This window comes from Mucilaginibacter sp. SMC90 (assembly GCF_022811725.1).
In the GTDB taxonomy this organism is placed as follows: Bacteria; Bacteroidota; Bacteroidia; order Sphingobacteriales; family Sphingobacteriaceae; genus Mucilaginibacter.
Map to the genome: position 1 here is coordinate 4,592,402 of NZ_CP094527.1, position 15,796 is coordinate 4,608,197.

The following is a 15,796-nucleotide window of genomic DNA, read 5'->3' on the forward strand; positions in this document are numbered from 1 at the left end:
GTAGCCAATTGAGAATTATAGTACCCGATAGCGTTAACGTAAACAGGACCCTTAACTCAAAAAGTAATCTCCCTATTGCCTATTCAGTCGCTTTTAACACTTCTGTTTAACGCTAAAGGATAATGCTTTTCAACTTTTTCAAGTACAACATATAAAGAATCGTGTTGATTGTTTAACCCTTTAATAATGAATTTCCCGGCCAACGGAATATTGTATTGAAGCAAGATTCTGTCTGTTGTATCCGCCCGGTTCTTTAAAGTAAAAATATGTTTAGCAGTATCTGCCTCATATGCATAATACAACCTGCTGATATTACCATAGTATTCTGTCGTTCTGACTTTATTATCCGTTTTTAGTTTAATTGAACTGGCGCTACCGATGCTGATGGTATTAAATTTCTCAAATACAACATTTTGCCAGCGTATGGTATCATTGGGGTTATAGGGTAACACCTTATTGTTTATCCTGAACTCACTCACGTTGTAAAAACCTGCAAAGCTTTTAATTCCATTATCTAATGGCAATTTAAAAGTTTTACCCGTAGCGTAAAGGCGTTCGTAATGATATCCGCGATAAAAAAGAAACAGGAAGATAAATCCGGCTTTTAATACTATTCGCCCTGTCGTTTTCCATTTTTTGGTAAAGTCAGGGGGCGGGATATAGTTGATCGCCGCCTGTTGGTGCCTGATCAAAATATTGTAAAAGCTATCAGCATCTTTAGCTAAAAGTGCTACAGATAGAAAAAGCAAGTGCAGGCTCGCCAATTCAACTCCGGCGTCATACCCGATATTCACAAACCAGATAGGCAGCAAAATAGCTATCATCATCAGCGCGCCCAATGTTGCTGTACGCCTGAACAGGATGAGCACAGTTGCAGCAAGCTCAAAGACGCCCGCAAACACCTCAAAAAATGGCGACACACCGGTGGTAAGCCAGTAAAGCTTCCCGGGAGTAAAATCGCCAAGGTTGGTGTTTAACTGGCTCAATGTTGGGAAGGGCATCTGCACCGGGAACACTTTAGCAATGGCAAACCATGACATTCTTAAAGCCACCTGGTAACGCACCAGAATAAAAAACAAATTATAAAGCTTGTTTTCACCTCCCTGGGTTCCCAGTGCATTTTGTTCTTTGTGCCTCAGTTTATCAACGAATGCCCAGGCAATTCCAATCGCAAAACAGATCAACAGGGTTATGAACCAACCTTCATAATTTTTACCGCCCTGGCTGCTGAAAAACCATGGATTGTTCTGGCTGATCACATCGAGCCAGCGATAAGGATATCCTTTAACCGAAAAGCCCGCATCAAAATCCTGCTGGTAAAAAGCAGGCGCAAGCGGTATCACTGTTATAACCGCATATATAATAAATGTCCTTAATAGAATTTTTTGCAGTGGCCCTGATTTAGTCGCCTTATAACCTGTAATGCTCGTCATAGATCAGGCCAATCTTTTATTTACAGCATCCCAGTTCACTACATTCCACCAGCCTGCAACATATTCGTTTCGCCTGTTTTGGTATTTCAGGTAGTAGGCATGTTCCCATACATCCAAAGCCAATAACGGTGCACCTTTTACAGCAGCATTATCAAATAAGGGGTTATCCTGGTTAGCTGTGGAGGTAATAGTAAGCTTTCCATTCACGTTAACCAGCCACACCCAGCCCGATCCGAAACGGCCAAGCGCTGCCTGTGAAAACTGTTCCTTAAACTGTTCAACCGAACCAAAGGCGGCAACAATAGCATCTTTGATCTTTCCATCCGGTCCGGCCGAATTTGGCGTTAAGCTTTCCCAAAAAAAGTTATGGTTCCAGGCACCGCCGCCGTTGTTACGTGCCTTTGGCGAAAGCTGCGAGGCGTGGTCAAAAAACTCTTTCTCAGTACTGAAAGTCAGTTTCTCGGCCACAATAGCATCGTTTACATTTTTGATGTAGGCAGTATGGTGTTTGGTATAATGGATCTCGTTGGTAAGGCCATCTATATGCGGTTCCAAAGCTTTATAATCAAAGCCAAGCGGCACCTGGCTAAATTTCAAAACCTCGCCCGTTGGCAAATGGCCTTCGTTTTGGTTATAAGCGGCCAATGCCTTATCGGCGCTCAGAATCAGCGGACCGGTTACTGCAACCGCCACGGTTGCTTTAAGGGTATTTTCAATAAATTGTCTTCTGCTGTTTGTTTTCATAATGTGTTATTGTTAATTACCTAAAATGAAGCTGCCCGGTTCATTAAACCGGGACAGCCTCTTTTTGCACAACTCATTCCACCATGCTGTGCTTTATCATTAAAATTTAGTTATGAGTAAGTATGGTTGCCCCTATGGCTGATGAACCCGGTGTGCCATTGATGTAAATGGTATAGATCTTCCCGGCGGTAAGCGTTACATTTTTCAGCTTATCATCCGTGATGTTAACTGCCGAATGATCTGCTGTTTGCGTAACTGAAAAATTAACGGTGCCTGCGTCAACTGCAACAAAAGGCCCTAACGACCAGGTATTCAAACCCGAACCCGATAATACAGAGCCGCCTGCCCTGCCATAAGCTGTATTGGTGAAAAGAGCGGTCTGCCCTGCTACTCCAAAATCAACATTGGCGCTACCTGGTGCAAGGTTTACAAACCTGACTTTAGCTTTCCCGCTTGCCGGCGCGCTCAGATCGTCATAAAAAAGAATGAGCGAATCGGCGGTTGCTTTCGTGTTTTTAACGGCGAAAACGGTATGATAATAATTAGCGATAGGACCGTTAGGGCCACCAGTTGAAGTAAAAGTAGCACTATTACCAAACTGCCTTGAGGCTTTGTATGATGTGTTTGTACCTTCCGTAAAATTGATCTGCACATCGCCGAATTGGGTATCCAAATAATCGCTTTTGGTGTTAATGGCTACCGCTGTTTTAGTTACCTGCGTTGTATAGGCCCAAAACTGGATCCCGACATTTACCGGCCGCGCGTTCACAAAGCTGATGTGGGCCGCAAGCGCAGGCCTGTCGGCTGCATTGATATTTAAGTAATCTGTTTTTTTGCAGGATGATACAAAGATCCCTACTACACTTAGCAGCAGCCATACTTTGTTCATTTTTAATATAGATGCCCTTTTTATTGTTGGCTTATATTTTACTTGATATATACTTTTCATGATTAAGCTAATTATAAATGAGCTGATAATTTGATAAATGGCTGAATGCCCGCACTGCCGTTCTGAATGCCGACAACCGTAGGGTTGCGCAAACCGGCAATGGATGGGTCGGTGTAATCGCCTAAAACGTTGAATACGTTGTTGACGCCCACAGTACCCTGGATCCTGTCGGTAAACTTGTAACCAACCGAAAGGTCAGTTACCCAAATAGGTTTAAGGTTTTGATAAAAGTAAACCGGGTTAAGTGGATCGGCTGCACTCAGCTGCGAGGCCGTGGTTACTTTACCAAAGTAAACCGTACGCGCCAGGAAGGTAAATTTATCCACACTATAAATACCCTGCAGGTTTACCTTCTGAGCCGGAATATTGGTGGTTACCCTTGCCCTTTCGCCGGGGCTCAGGATCACGTTCTTGTATTTTTCCAGGCCTTTAGGGGTGTTTACCTTGGTTACCTCGTTCTTTTCAAAGTTGCCGCCAAACAGGAAGTTTATACTTCCCTTGTCCAGCAACAATTTATAGCTTCCGGTAAACTCAATGCCTTTGGTACGGGTACTAAACTCATTGTAAAAAAAGTTGGCCTGTGCAGCACCTGTTTGCTGAAACAGGGTTTTAACATCCTGCGGCAGGTTGGTATCTGTCGATGTAAAATTACCTGTATTACCTACCCTGTTATCAATATTGATCAGGTAAGCATCAACCGTTAACTCCACATTACTGCCCGGTGCCGAGGTTAAGCCCAAAGCATATCCCTTTGATTTTTCGGGCGATAACTTGGGAATGCCCAGCGCACGCGCCGCAGCACTTTGGTTTGATGCCGTAAGGATATCAACTCCCCTGCCCTGTTGAAATGAGGTAGATATGGAAGTATAATAAGATTGTGCCAGATCCGGCGCCCTGAAACCAGTATTAGCTGATCCGCGAATGCTAAGCCACCTTGCAAAACTGTAACGCGTAGCGGCCTTCCAGGTAAATACATTGCCAAAATCCGAAAAATACTCGGCACGGCCCGCACCGGATACCAGCCAGGCCTTGGTTACGTTGAGCTCTAAATCGGCATAGCCTGCGGTAACTGAGCGGCTTACATTAACCGCGTTTTCGGGCCTGAAACCCAAGTGGATCTGTGAACCTGCAGAAAGACCGTTCAGCGAAGTTACACCTGCGTTTGAAAGATAAGGGATTCCGCCGGTTGTAGTATCGATATCAACAATATTGCGCTGATCTGCCTTTGAATAAGAAGCCTCCTCACCGGCAATGATCTGGAAACCTTCAACCCGGTGCTGCGCACCAAATGCAACGTTTAAGCCTTTTAATATTTTATCAAAGTACCGGGTAAAATCAAGCGCTGTTGTGTTTTGGCTGGCATTATAACTGCCTGCATCAAAACTGGTAGGGCTTTTTAAACCAAGACTTGCGTTAAGCGAGTTATCAACCCGGTTACCGAATATATTTTTGCCATAAACGTTTGAGAAATCAACATTCCAATCGCCAACTTTACCTTTTATTCCCACGGCTATCGATTCATCAACTATATTGTTTTCCATAGCAGGTAAAAAGCCATCGGGGTAAATAAAGTTGTTGTTTCTTGATGTCCAGCCAGGTAAACGATAAGTAGCCGTAAACTGCGAGTTACGACTGCTGATACCACCAAAGGCATACAACTCTGCCGAGTTTTTTAAAGGTAAACCTGCATTGAAAAATAGCAACGCATCCTGCCCGGCATTTGATCCGCCGGCGCGCTGGTCAAAAAAGTGGCGGTCAATACCACGGCTTGCCAAAATAGCATCATCAATCGCTTTGGTATATATAGCATCATACGCGCGTGTGTTTGCCCCTCCTCCGTAAATAGGACCGTTATACAAGCCCGCATCTTTTCGGCCAGATGGCAATGAAATAGCCTGCGTAGCATATTCGGTAGTTACATTAATATAGCCGCCATTGTTGCCCAAGCCAACACCATAGTTAGCACTGGTACGGGTAACTGCGCCATCGCCACGCCTGCGTACACTTCCCGAAGTATTAACCGCGAAATCGTCCGTCTTCTTTTTTAGTACGATATTGATAACACCCGCAATAGCGTCCGACCCGTATTGGGCCGCAGCACCGTCCCTCAATATCTCAATCCTGTCAATAGATCCGGTCGGGATGGCATTGAGGTCGTAACCTGTTGAACCGTTACCCAGGCCGCCGTAGTTTACGTTAGCGCTTTTATGCCTGCGTTTGCCGTTGACCAATACCAGAACCTGGTCGGGACCCAAGCCGCGAAGCTGGGCAAGGCTTAATGCCGAACCGGCATCACCCGCGTTGCTTCCGTTAACCGAATGGAAAGAGGGCGAAATATATTGCAGTATCTGCGTTACGCTTACCTGCGGAGCAGACTCCAGCAGTGGTTTAACATCTATCACATCCACAGCCACCGGCGAGTTCAACTTGGTACGGTTGGCATTACGTGAACCAACTATCTGCACCTCGTTAAGGGCATTACTTTTTGAGGGCTTGAGGCTGATCTGGAATTGCTTTATTCCGTCAATTTCCACTTCCTGTGTTTCAAAGCCTACAAATGAAAACACAAGGTATTTACCATTACGGATCACAATGCTAAAACTACCATCAGCTTTGGTGACAGCACCTTCGTTCAATCCTTTAACAGTTACAGATACGCCCGGCAGCAGGGCTTTGTCATCGGCAGAGGTTACCACCCCTGTTACCGTTCGTTTTTGTGCATATATGTTTTGCCCGAAAATGAGGGCGAAGAACACGAGCAGGAGTACAATTTTCTTCATTTTACAATAGTTCAAGAGCAAAGCAGTGGCTACGGCAGGGCACTTCGTGTCCCGCCGGCAAATGCTTGCCAGGTTGTGATCACTTAATTATTTGTTGGGGAATATTTTAATTTGAGGCAAGTTTTTGCTTGAAACGGTCGTCGGTAAGGGTCTTTAAAAACTCAACTATATCATCAATTTCGGCATTGGTGAGGTTAAGTGGCTTTTCAAGCGCCAGGTCGCGATTTATACCATCTTTCACCACCAGCGATGGGTTGTTGTAATACTCAACCACGCTTTTCAATGTTTTGAATTTGCCGTTGTGCATATAAGGAGCAGTTACTGCAACATTACGTAAGCCCGGAATTTTAAATTCGCCCTCCTCGGTTTTATTTTTTGTGATGACCGAGCGGCCCGGATCATTCAGATCCTTCCCATTATACAGGCCAATACTTTTAAACCTGTCGGCAGTAAAATCTTCGCCCGAGTGGCAGTTGTTACAAGCGGCTTTACCGATGAATAAAAGCCTGCCACGCGCGGCAGATTCAGATATGGCATGGTCATCACCATTCACATACCGGTCGTAAGGGCTGTTTGACGTTTCAAGCGTGCGCTCAAATGAGGCAATGGCTTTCAACAAATTATCTTTGGTGGGTGCTGATTTAAATATTTTTTGAAATGCATCGGCATAGTATTTATTGTCGGTTAATTTTTTTACGGCATCTTCAATTGGCAGCCCCATTTCTGTTGCCGATGTTATAGGGCCCAAAGCCTGCTCTTCGAGCGAAGCAGCGCGGCCATCCCAAAAAAGGTGCGGTCTGCCGGAGAGGTTGGTCAACCCCGGCGAATTACGGGCAGTGAGGTTTCCTTTTATACCTTTGCTAAAAACAGCACTATCGGCGAAAGCAAATTCCGGTTTATGGCATGATGAGCAGCTGATGGTATTATCACCCGATAGTATCGGATCAAAAAACAATTTTTCGCCCAATTGCTCTTTGGTTTGCACATCATCTTTAGTGCCTACAAAACTCATAGTGCTGATCAATGTGACAATTGCTGCCAAACCCAGAAGTATTTTTCCTTTTTTCATATCAGTATGCATTTAAGCTGCAGGTTAAAATTTCAGGCCTTTGCCGGGGTAGGCAACCACCCCGGCTCCAGACCGTTTCCAACGTTACATGAGTTTTTAAATGCTTTTATTAGTCAAAACAATAGCCCTCCACCCAGTTTGGGTGGCTTTCATTAAATAAAAATTATTAACTCTCTTTAGAAGATTTTAAATCCCCTCTCGAGAGGGGGCGCGCAGGAATGAGCGGTAGCAGGGGTGTGTTATTCGATAGACCTCCTAAGGTGCAGAACACACCCCTCCCCCCTCTCAAGAGGGGAATCGCACATACCCTCGCTTTTGTATATCTTCTGAAAAACCGTTAATACGTTGCTTTACTGCGCGTTAGCAGTAAGGTTAACATTCAGATCAAAATCATCATAGATCACTTTATCGCCCAGGTTTTCAAAAAAGTTTTTCGAGCGGAATTTGATATCATACTTAGTACGGTCGACAGTTATTTTGGCGTTGGCGGTCAGCTTTTTACCGTTAACAGCAACTGTAGCCGGGAAGCTTACATCATTGGTGATTCCTTTTATGGTAAGCTTGCCTTTAACATCGTACTGGTTACCGCTGGTTTTGGTAGCAGAGCTGATTACTAAATTTGCTTTAGGGAATTTTTCGGTATTAAAAAAGGTTTCGCTTTTAAGCGTGCTTACCAATTTCTCGTTCTGTGCCTGATCGGTTAAATCTGCATCGGTGATTGTATTCAGATCAATATCAAAGCTTCCGCCCTTAAGGGCATTATTTTCAACAGCAAAGTTGCCGTTGCTGATCTTTACTTCGCCATTGTGATCGCCTGTTGCTTTTTTTGCTGCCCAGGTAAGTTTGCTGCCTTCGTTATCTACCTTAAAAGATGCAACCTTAAACCGCTTCTTGGTTTCAACGGTTTTAATTATGCCTGTTTTACCTTTAGTAAGCTTAACGGTTTTTATGGTTGATGAAGTGAATGCGGTTAGCGATATAAAAGCTGTAAATAATACAGCGCCTGAAAATTTTGTCATGGTGGTTATTGTGTTTATTTGTGTTTTTAATAAACCCGGCAAAGCTGTTACCCTTCGCCGGGCTACGTGATTCAGTTTATTGTTTATTTTCCTTTTAATGTTTCGTTATTGCTTTCAACAGCATTAGCTTCCGTTGCCGGGGCAGGTTCGGCTATCAGTTCGTCGAGCAGTTTGTTAAACTTCTTTTCGTAATCCTGGTAATATTTACCGGTAACCGTGCCTGTATAACCAGTGTAGATCTCCCTTACGTCACCTTTTCTATCAATAATGATGGTAGTTGGGAAAGCCACAAACTTGTTTAACGCGGGCAGCTTTTGCGATACCAGCTTTTTATCGGCAAGGCCACCAAATAAAATATCATATTTGATATCATATTTATCTTTCAGCTTGCCCAGCGTGTACTGCGCATACTTCAGGCTGTCCTTTTGCTCAAAACCGATAGCTATCGCCTCAACCCCGCGGTTATGGTTTTTGTTGAACCACGGCGAAAGGAATACCGTTTGATCAGTACAGTTAGGGCACCAGGTACCAACAATTTCAATGATGGTAACTTTGCCTTTGTACTTGGCATCGCTTAAGGAAACAGGTTTACCGGTAAGGTCAGGGAACGTGAAATCAAGCTTTTTATAACCTTCTTTCAGGTAGGTTAGCTTGTACGGATCAGGCAGTTCGGCTTTGTCATCTTTTACGGCGTCAAACTTGGTATTGTCATAAATACCCTGACCTATTTCACCGCTCAGTGTACCATCCGGGTTGATCTTGCCTTTGTAAATCTTTGGACTTGGGCCAGTAAAACCACTCAGCTCAAATTCATCGCCTTGTACGGTACCTTCCAGTTCGCGGCTATCGCCGGTTACCTGCATAATAACACCTGTAAGTTTATTGCCGGTTTGCTTCAGTACAGCTATCTTGTTAGGTACCTGGTCTTTTGAATAAACCTTCAATTCCCATTTACCGGTTAAATTAGCTACCGGGGCAACATCCTTACCGGGTTCAACAAAGCGGTAGCTTTTGCCATACTCAGCTGTGAATGGTAATGAATTTCCCCTGAAACCCGGCACCAGGCTGCGGTACTCACCGCTTAAAGTACCATCTTCTTCCACTTTGGCAACCAGAGCGGCATCATAGGTATTCATTTTAATAAATACTGAATCTTTACCTACCTGCTTTACATGGAAATTGTCGCGACGAGTACCGTTCAGCAGTGTAAATACTGCATGTTCCGCGTCCTTGCCTTTCAGTTCAAAATTAAAGGGCACCTTGGTTTCGGCCACGGTAAATACTCCGCGCCACACACCTTCCTTGATAAATTTTACCGGTGGATTTTTGTCAGCCGCATGCACGGTACCGGCCAGCAGCAACCCTGCTGTCAGGCATTTGAATGAAGTAATTAAATTGAGTGTTTTCATTTGATAAATTATAAGATAGTTAATAGTTACTTACCCTGGTGAGCTGGCTGATCAACAACTGCGGCTGTTTCTGGCGCAGGCTCGGCAATAAGTTCGTCTAAAAGCTTGTTGAATTTCTTTTCATAATCTTCATGGTATTTGCCGGTAACCGTACCGGTATAGCCTGTGTAGATCTCCCTTACGTCACCTTTTCTGTCGATGATAATAGTTGTAGGGAAAGCGATGAACTTGTTAAGCGCAGGTAGTTTTTGCGATACCAGTTTTTTATCGGCCAAGCCGCCAAACGCTATATCGTAATTGATAGCATATTTATCCTTTAACTTGCCCAAAGTGTATTTGGCGTATTCAAGGCTATCTTTTTGTTCGAAGCCTAAAGCGATAGCTTCTACACCACGCTGATGGTTTTTATTGAACCATGGCGAAAGGAATACCGTTTGATCGGTACAGTTAGGGCACCAGGTACCAATGATCTCAACGATCACAACTTTGCCTTTGTATTTGCTATCACTCAACGATACCTGTTTGCCATCAATCCCGGGGAACGAAAAATCAAGCTTTTTGTAACCCTCTTTCAGGAAAGTTAATTTATATGGATCGGGAAGCTCAACTTCGGCTTTTTTGGATGCATCGAACTTGAGGTTTTTATAGATGCCAAAACCTTCTTCACCACTGATAGTTCCATCAGCATTGATCTTTCCTTTAATGATGAACGGGCTTGGGCCGGTAAAACCGCTCAGCGCAAATTCATCGCCTTGTACGGTGCCTTCCAATTCGCGGGTGTCACCAACAACGGTCATTACCACGCCGGTAAGCTTATTTCCCTTTTGTTTTAATAAGGCGATAGATGCAGGGACGGCCTCTTTACTGTAGGTTTTGATCTCCCATTTACCGCTCAGATCAGCAGTTGGGGCCACATCTTTGCCCGGTTCAACAAAGCGGTAGGTTTTTCCATATTCGGCTTTAAAAGGCAACGAATTTCCCCTAAAACCAGGTACCAAACTCCGGTACTCTCCGCTAAGGGTCCCATCATCTTCAACTTTAGCTACCAAAGCTGCATCGTAGGTATTCATTTTGATGTACACAGAGTCCTGGCCTATTGATTTGACATGAAAATCATCGCGGCGGGAGCCGTTAATGAGGGTAAATATAGCGTGCTCGGCATCCTTACCTTTCAATTCGAAATTGAACGGCACTTTTGATTCGCTCACTGTAAATTCGCCGCGCCATTTTCCTTCTTTTATAAACCTGGGCTTAGGGCCATCATGGGCAGAGGCTACAGCAACGCCACCAAGTAAAAGACTAACCGATAGCAGTTTAGCTTTGGATAAGTAGTTTGTAATTTTCATTTGTATAAGTTTTAATTGTTGTTAATTGATACATAGCGTGCTAAAAATTTGGCACAAAGAATCCTGTCTGGCCCGGTTAAGGCCAATAATAAAAGGCAATAAAATTTCAGGGAACCGGCCTTTTAAAACCAGAAGGTGTACTGAACCCAACAACATCGTTTAATGGCTGCCGGTTGCACGTAGAAATACGAATACTTTAATGTGTTCATGGTATTTAGTTAATTTATATTTGCAAAGCCACATCGCCCTGCAAAAAAGTTTAGCACTTATTTCAAGTAATGAAAAGTTGCTATAAGATCATCGAGACTTCCTCTCCCTTATTCTTTATAAATCAACTAATTAATGGTGGGGTTAATTAGAATGCTGTAAAGATAGTAACAAATATTACAAATACAATAAAATCTATAGATTTAGTAGAATATTTTTTTTATTATGTCCAATGGATATCATCAAAGCCCTAAAAAGGTGTTTCAATGCCATTGTTTTTGTAGAGACGCATAATTGCGTCTCCCGCAGGACAAGCAAACTGCCAGGTAGCAACCATACAGGCAAATCACTTTTAATACTATTAAACAGGAGGCACCTACGGAGCCAAAAAATCTTATTGCAAAAAGCTATAAACATGTTACTCCTCCGGAGTTTAAAGTGTCTGTAAATACATAACAGGATTATCTCAAAATCTGTAAACTTCTTTTAGGACGAGACAGAAAAAAGAGATAAAACTCCGGAGGAGTAACATGTTTATAGAAAGTATTGAAAGAGTTTCCCGGCTCCGTAGGTGCCTCCTACTTTAGGTATTTCCGTGAATAATAATAGTGATTTGCCAACGAAGACGCATGTAATGCGTCCCTACATAAAAATGTTTTTAATCCAATTCAAACTTCTTCTTATCTTGTAAACGATCAACATCCTGGTCTGTACAGCACACGCCTGTTTTACCACCATAGCAAAGCAACGCACTTAGTACAGCCAGGATGCCGATCTTATTTAAGGATCAATTTCCGGGATAAATTGCGCGAATTAACAACAATGGTAATTACAGAAAAGGATGCCACCATTCTGTACGCGGGCTTTAGTAATAAAATTCAATTTCGGTTTCATGGTAATTGTTTGTGTAAACCAGGTTTAAGCAAGCAGAGTTATCTTCTGCGCTTTACTCCGTTTAATAGCTCAATTTGGTGGCTAATGAGCTGTTAAACTATATTGCTGTTTTGTCATTGATAAATTCCGCTTAGTCTTTAGTCTGAAGTCGTAAGTTCTAAGTTAAAAATAGAAACCAGACTTTTGACCTGTGACTTTCGGCTTAGTACTATTTTATAGGAATCCTGAAATCAACAGCCTCTGGTGGCAAACATTCGTGATCATTGCATGCCATATAACTCAGGGTACCCTTAACTAAGGCCTGCCCATTTTTAAGTTTTATTTTTTGCTGAAACAGAACCGACCTCACAAAGTACTGCACATTCATACCAAAAACTCCTTCATACTTGCTAATTGCTTTAGGTTCGGTTGTACTGCCGTTTAAGGTATAGTTGTCACTTTTATCAAACCTGAACGAAGTTTTTGCAGGGCCGCCATCAGCAACATGCTGCGAGTAAATATGCCAGCCGTTATCAATAGTTGCGGTTATAAAAACAACGGCCTGCTTATTGTTGATCTTTTTTGTTCCGTACGCCCATTTTACGGGCGTTATGATCTGCGCATAAGACGCTGTACTGATGAAGAAAGTTAAAGCTGCAAGTATTAGTTTTTTCATTTGGTGTAATATACTGATAATGTGATTTTGTTTGATCGCGTAACTTGTAATAATCAGCGGCAACAACACAGATCTGTATAGCAGGTGTTGATTAAGGTTTTATATATTTTCATGAATAAACAGGCTTTCATCTCTTTTTCTTTGTTTTTCTATTCAATAAAACTTACCAGAAAAAGAGCCTTGGAGATATTTATATAAACCTGTAGCATCTTATCTTTCTCCTTTACAGGAGCAGGAATTAGCACCTTTTACATATGGTATTGTACAGGTTGCCAAGACTTCATGGGGCCTTTCCCTCCGTCTTTTCTGGATAAGTGTTAAAGAACTGATGATGCAAACATACAATAAAATCTATAATTCCTATAGATTTTATATATTTTTATTTCTTATCATTGCAATGCAGGTGTCAACAGTTGAAAAACACCACTAAATCAATTTTCAAAACACTTATTAATTATCTAATGCCCGATCAAAAACCAAAACAAACCGCCCTTGGCGATGTAGCCGCCAGGCAGTTGGCTGTAGCCACCCGTACCGTTCCACAGTTGTCAACCATTACCCCTCGCTGGTTAACACATTTATTAAACTGGATCCCTGTTGAATCGGGCGTTTACCGTTTAAACAAGGTTGTTGACGCCAATAATGTAGAAGTGGATTGCTCCAACCGCGATGAGCGTGAATTGCCGTCAACTTATGTTGATTATGAGGAAAACCCAAGAGAGTACAACCTGAGCGCTGTAAATACTGTACTGGATGTACACACCCGCGTATCTGACCTTTATAGTAAACCTTACAACCAGATCAGCGAGCAGTTACGCCTTACTATTGAGATTGTTAAGGAACGCCAGGAGAGTGAGCTGATCAATAACACTGAATATGGTTTGCTGAGCAGCGTAGCCCCATCGCAAAAAATTAAGACAAGGCTTGGCCCTCCTACCCCGGATGATCTGGATGAACTAATTACTAAAGTTTGGAAAGAGCCTGGATTTTTCCTGCTGCATCCCTTAGCTATAGCCGCTTTTGGTCGTGAATGTACCCGCCGGGGCGTACCGCCGCCAACTGTTTCTTTATTTGGTTCGCAGTTTATTACCTGGAGAGGTATCCCACTTATCCCATCTGATAAATTACCTATCGTCAATAACAAATCTAAAATTATCCTTTTACGCACAGGCGAAAGCAGGCAGGGCGTAGTAGGCTTATTCCAGCCAGGCTTACCTGGCGAACAATCACCGGGCTTATCTGTGCGGTTTATGGGCATCAATAATAAAGCTATTGCCTCATACCTGGTATCGCTTTATTGCTCATTAGCTGTATTGGTTGATGATGCTATAGCTGTTTTAGAGGATGTTGATTTAGGTAACTATTATGAGTACAAATATTAATCCGGATAACCTGCCCAACCTCCAGGAACTGGAACAACTGGCCAACCAGTTTTTCAAAGCCGGGCCGGGCGGTATTGTAAATCAATTACCGGTTCAAAAGGCTCCTGAGGTATTTCCGTTGCCAGGCAGTATAGCTGATGCAGGTTCATTTAATCCGCATCAGCATGCAGATGCGCCTGCTACTTCTATTCCTTCAAGTACAATTGGCGGCGGCGGCGTTTCGCCATCGGCCATTAACCAGCATAATGCTATCAACCTTAAGGATCCGCAAACCAGCTTCGCCGATCCTAATTTAAGTGCACATGCTAACGCTTCGGAGCCTGTTCAGCATAGCCCAATTAATGCTTTCGGCGCGCAATTGCCCTCGAAACCCGGCTTTGGTTATGATTCATACCTGGTAAAAACTGATCTTATACCCGAAGTTGCTCTAAAGCAAAACTTCCCTGTTGAGCAGCTTTCACCCGCGCCAGAAAACCTGCTTCATTTGCCTTATCAGCAGGATCAGGGTTTTGAAGCTGACTTGAAGAAGATATTGAGTAATATTAATACATCGGGCCCTTCAAATGCTTTACCATTTACCGGCGCACCCGTAGCAACCGAGATTCCTTTTTATTTTTTATCAGATAACCATGGTTTGCCATCGGTAAAATCCGACAGGGAAAAGGTTAAGCAGGCTGGTATCAGCGGTATCGTTAGTCCGCCGTTTGATGTAAATATTGTAAGGCGGGATTTCCCAATATTACAGGAGCAGGTGAATGGTAAACAGCTTGTATGGTTGGACAATGCAGCTACTACTCAAAAGCCCAAACAGGTAATTGACCGCATCACTTATTTTTACGAGCACGAAAATTCAAACATCCACCGCGCTGCCCATGAACTTGCGGCAAGGGCTACAGATGCATATGAAGGCGCTCGCAAAAAAGTGCAAACCTTTCTGAATGCGGGTTCCATAAATGAGATCATTTTTGTACGCGGTGCCACTGAAGCTATCAACCTGGTAGCCAAAAGCTGGGGCGAGCAAAACCTGGTTGCAGGCGACGAGATTGTTGTAAGTCAGCTGGAACACCATGCCAACATCGTTCCGTGGCAGCAGCTGGCGGCCAAAAAAGGTTTAAAAATAAAGGTGATCCCGGTTGATGATGACGGGCAGATCATACTTGATGAGTATGTAAAACTGCTTGGGCCTAAAACCAAACTTGTTTCTTTCACCCAGGTATCAAATGCATTAGGTACGGTTACACCGGCGGCGCAAATTGTTCACCTGGCACATTTGGCGGGAGCTAAAGTATTGGTTGACGGGGCTCAGTCCGTATCGCACATGCCGGTTGATGTACAGGCTTTAAATGCCGATTGGTTTGTGTTTTCAGGCCATAAGGTATTCGGGCCTACTGGCATCGGTGTGCTTTATGGTAAAGAAGACTTGTTAAACCAAACCCAGCCATGGCAGGGCGGCGGCAACATGATCAAGGATGTAACATTTGAGTATACCCAATATCATGATGCGCCCGGCAGGTTTGAGGCAGGAACAGGCAATATTGCTGATGCTGTTGGCCTTGGCGCGGCTATTGACTATGTAACCCGCCTGGGTATGCCTGCTATTGCTCAATATGAGCATTACCTGCTTGTTTACGCAACCCAATTGCTAAAAGAAGTAAAAGGGATCCGACTGATTGGCACCGCACCCGAAAAGGCCAGCGTTCTATCATTTGTGCTGGATGGTTATAAAACCGAAGAGGTTGGCGCAGCATTAAATCAACAAGGTATCGCGGTACGTTCGGGGCACCATTGTGCCCAGCCTATTCTGCGCCGCTTTGGTGTTGAAGCTACGGTGAGGCCTTCATTAGCATTCTATAATACCTGTGCCGAAATTGATTTACTGGTAAATACGCTTCACAGTCTTAAACGATAA

Annotated in this window: 11 protein-coding genes and 2 riboswitches; of the genes, 2 read left to right on the forward strand and 9 right to left on the reverse strand. The window is 43.5% G+C overall.

Going from position 1 to position 15,796, the window contains the following annotated elements; genetic code table 11:
• Positions 1-83 precede the first annotated feature (83 nt).
• The 9 genes from MTO98_RS19420 to MTO98_RS19460 all read right to left on the reverse strand — a co-directional run bounded on the left by MTO98_RS19420 (position 84) and on the right by MTO98_RS19460 (position 12,505).
• Positions 84-1,433, reverse strand: coding sequence for a hypothetical protein (locus MTO98_RS19420; protein ID WP_243480598.1), 1,350 nt, complete (start codon positions 1,431-1,433; stop codon positions 84-86).
• Between the two features lie 3 nt (positions 1,434-1,436).
• Positions 1,437-2,177 (reverse strand): superoxide dismutase, encoded by a 741-nt coding sequence (locus tag MTO98_RS19425; RefSeq protein ID WP_243480599.1) that lies wholly within the window; start codon positions 2,175-2,177, stop codon positions 1,437-1,439.
• A 106-nt stretch (positions 2,178-2,283) separates the two neighbouring features.
• The gene (locus tag MTO98_RS19430) at positions 2,284-3,126 is read right to left on the reverse strand and encodes a DUF4397 domain-containing protein (RefSeq protein ID WP_243480600.1); all 843 of its coding nucleotides are present in this window, start codon (positions 3,124-3,126) and stop codon (positions 2,284-2,286) included.
• A gap of 11 nt (positions 3,127-3,137) precedes the next feature.
• Positions 3,138-5,906: a TonB-dependent receptor gene (locus MTO98_RS19435; RefSeq protein ID WP_243480603.1), complete on the reverse strand. Its 2,769-nt coding sequence runs from the start codon at positions 5,904-5,906 to the stop codon at positions 3,138-3,140.
• A gap of 106 nt (positions 5,907-6,012) precedes the next feature.
• Positions 6,013-6,975, reverse strand: coding sequence for a cytochrome-c peroxidase (locus MTO98_RS19440; protein WP_243480605.1), 963 nt, complete (start codon positions 6,973-6,975; stop codon positions 6,013-6,015).
• Positions 6,976-7,325: 350 nt separating this feature from the next.
• Entirely contained in the window at positions 7,326-7,994 is a 669-nt protein-coding gene (locus tag MTO98_RS19445) for a YceI family protein (RefSeq protein WP_243480606.1), read from the reverse strand.
• Between the two features lie 83 nt (positions 7,995-8,077).
• On the reverse strand, positions 8,078-9,403 hold the full coding sequence (locus MTO98_RS19450; RefSeq protein WP_243480607.1) for a peroxiredoxin: 1,326 nt from the start codon (positions 9,401-9,403) through the stop codon (positions 8,078-8,080).
• Between the two features lie 26 nt (positions 9,404-9,429).
• Complete coding sequence (locus MTO98_RS19455) at positions 9,430-10,749, reverse strand: peroxiredoxin (RefSeq protein WP_243480609.1); 1,320 nt, start codon at positions 10,747-10,749, stop codon at positions 9,430-9,432.
• 220 nt (positions 10,750-10,969) lie between these two features.
• A riboswitch (SAM riboswitch) is annotated at positions 10,970-11,082 on the reverse strand.
• A gap of 976 nt (positions 11,083-12,058) precedes the next feature.
• Positions 12,059-12,505: a protein-disulfide reductase DsbD domain-containing protein gene (locus MTO98_RS19460; RefSeq protein WP_243480610.1), complete on the reverse strand. Its 447-nt coding sequence runs from the start codon at positions 12,503-12,505 to the stop codon at positions 12,059-12,061.
• Positions 12,506-12,712: 207 nt separating this feature from the next.
• Positions 12,713-12,822: riboswitch (SAM riboswitch) on the reverse strand.
• Positions 12,823-12,966: 144 nt separating this feature from the next.
• Here MTO98_RS19460 and MTO98_RS19465 point away from each other — a divergent pair.
• Both MTO98_RS19465 and MTO98_RS19470 read left to right on the forward strand, forming a co-directional pair.
• Positions 12,967-13,887, forward strand: a complete 921-nt coding sequence (locus MTO98_RS19465) for a family 2A encapsulin nanocompartment shell protein (RefSeq protein WP_121228816.1) — start codon at positions 12,967-12,969, stop codon at positions 13,885-13,887.
• A complete protein-coding gene (locus MTO98_RS19470; protein ID WP_243480612.1) occupies positions 13,871-15,796 on the forward strand; it encodes a family 2A encapsulin nanocompartment cargo protein cysteine desulfurase in 1,926 nt (641 codons plus the stop codon). Before MTO98_RS19465 ends, MTO98_RS19470 begins: the two co-directional genes overlap by 17 nt.

Excerpts from the sequence above, each read along its gene's own strand:
- MTO98_RS19465 (WP_121228816.1), top strand. The coding sequence starts at position 12,967 with ATGCCCGATCAAAAACCAAAACAAACCGCCCTTGGCGATGTAGCCGCC.
- MTO98_RS19420 (WP_243480598.1), bottom strand. The coding sequence starts at position 1,433 with ATGACGAGCATTACAGGTTATAAGGCGACTAAATCAGGGCCACTGCAA.
- MTO98_RS19440 (WP_243480605.1), bottom strand. The coding sequence starts at position 6,975 with ATGAAAAAAGGAAAAATACTTCTGGGTTTGGCAGCAATTGTCACATTG.
- MTO98_RS19450 (WP_243480607.1), bottom strand. The coding sequence starts at position 9,403 with ATGAAAACACTCAATTTAATTACTTCATTCAAATGCCTGACAGCAGGG.
- MTO98_RS19460 (WP_243480610.1), bottom strand. The coding sequence starts at position 12,505 with ATGAAAAAACTAATACTTGCAGCTTTAACTTTCTTCATCAGTACAGCG.
- MTO98_RS19425 (WP_243480599.1), bottom strand. The coding sequence starts at position 2,177 with ATGAAAACAAACAGCAGAAGACAATTTATTGAAAATACCCTTAAAGCA.
- MTO98_RS19445 (WP_243480606.1), bottom strand. The coding sequence starts at position 7,994 with ATGACAAAATTTTCAGGCGCTGTATTATTTACAGCTTTTATATCGCTA.
- MTO98_RS19470 (WP_243480612.1), top strand. The coding sequence starts at position 13,871 with ATGAGTACAAATATTAATCCGGATAACCTGCCCAACCTCCAGGAACTG.
- MTO98_RS19455 (WP_243480609.1), bottom strand. The coding sequence starts at position 10,749 with ATGAAAATTACAAACTACTTATCCAAAGCTAAACTGCTATCGGTTAGT.
- MTO98_RS19435 (WP_243480603.1), bottom strand. The coding sequence starts at position 5,906 with ATGAAGAAAATTGTACTCCTGCTCGTGTTCTTCGCCCTCATTTTCGGG.
- MTO98_RS19430 (WP_243480600.1), bottom strand. The coding sequence starts at position 3,126 with ATGAAAAGTATATATCAAGTAAAATATAAGCCAACAATAAAAAGGGCA.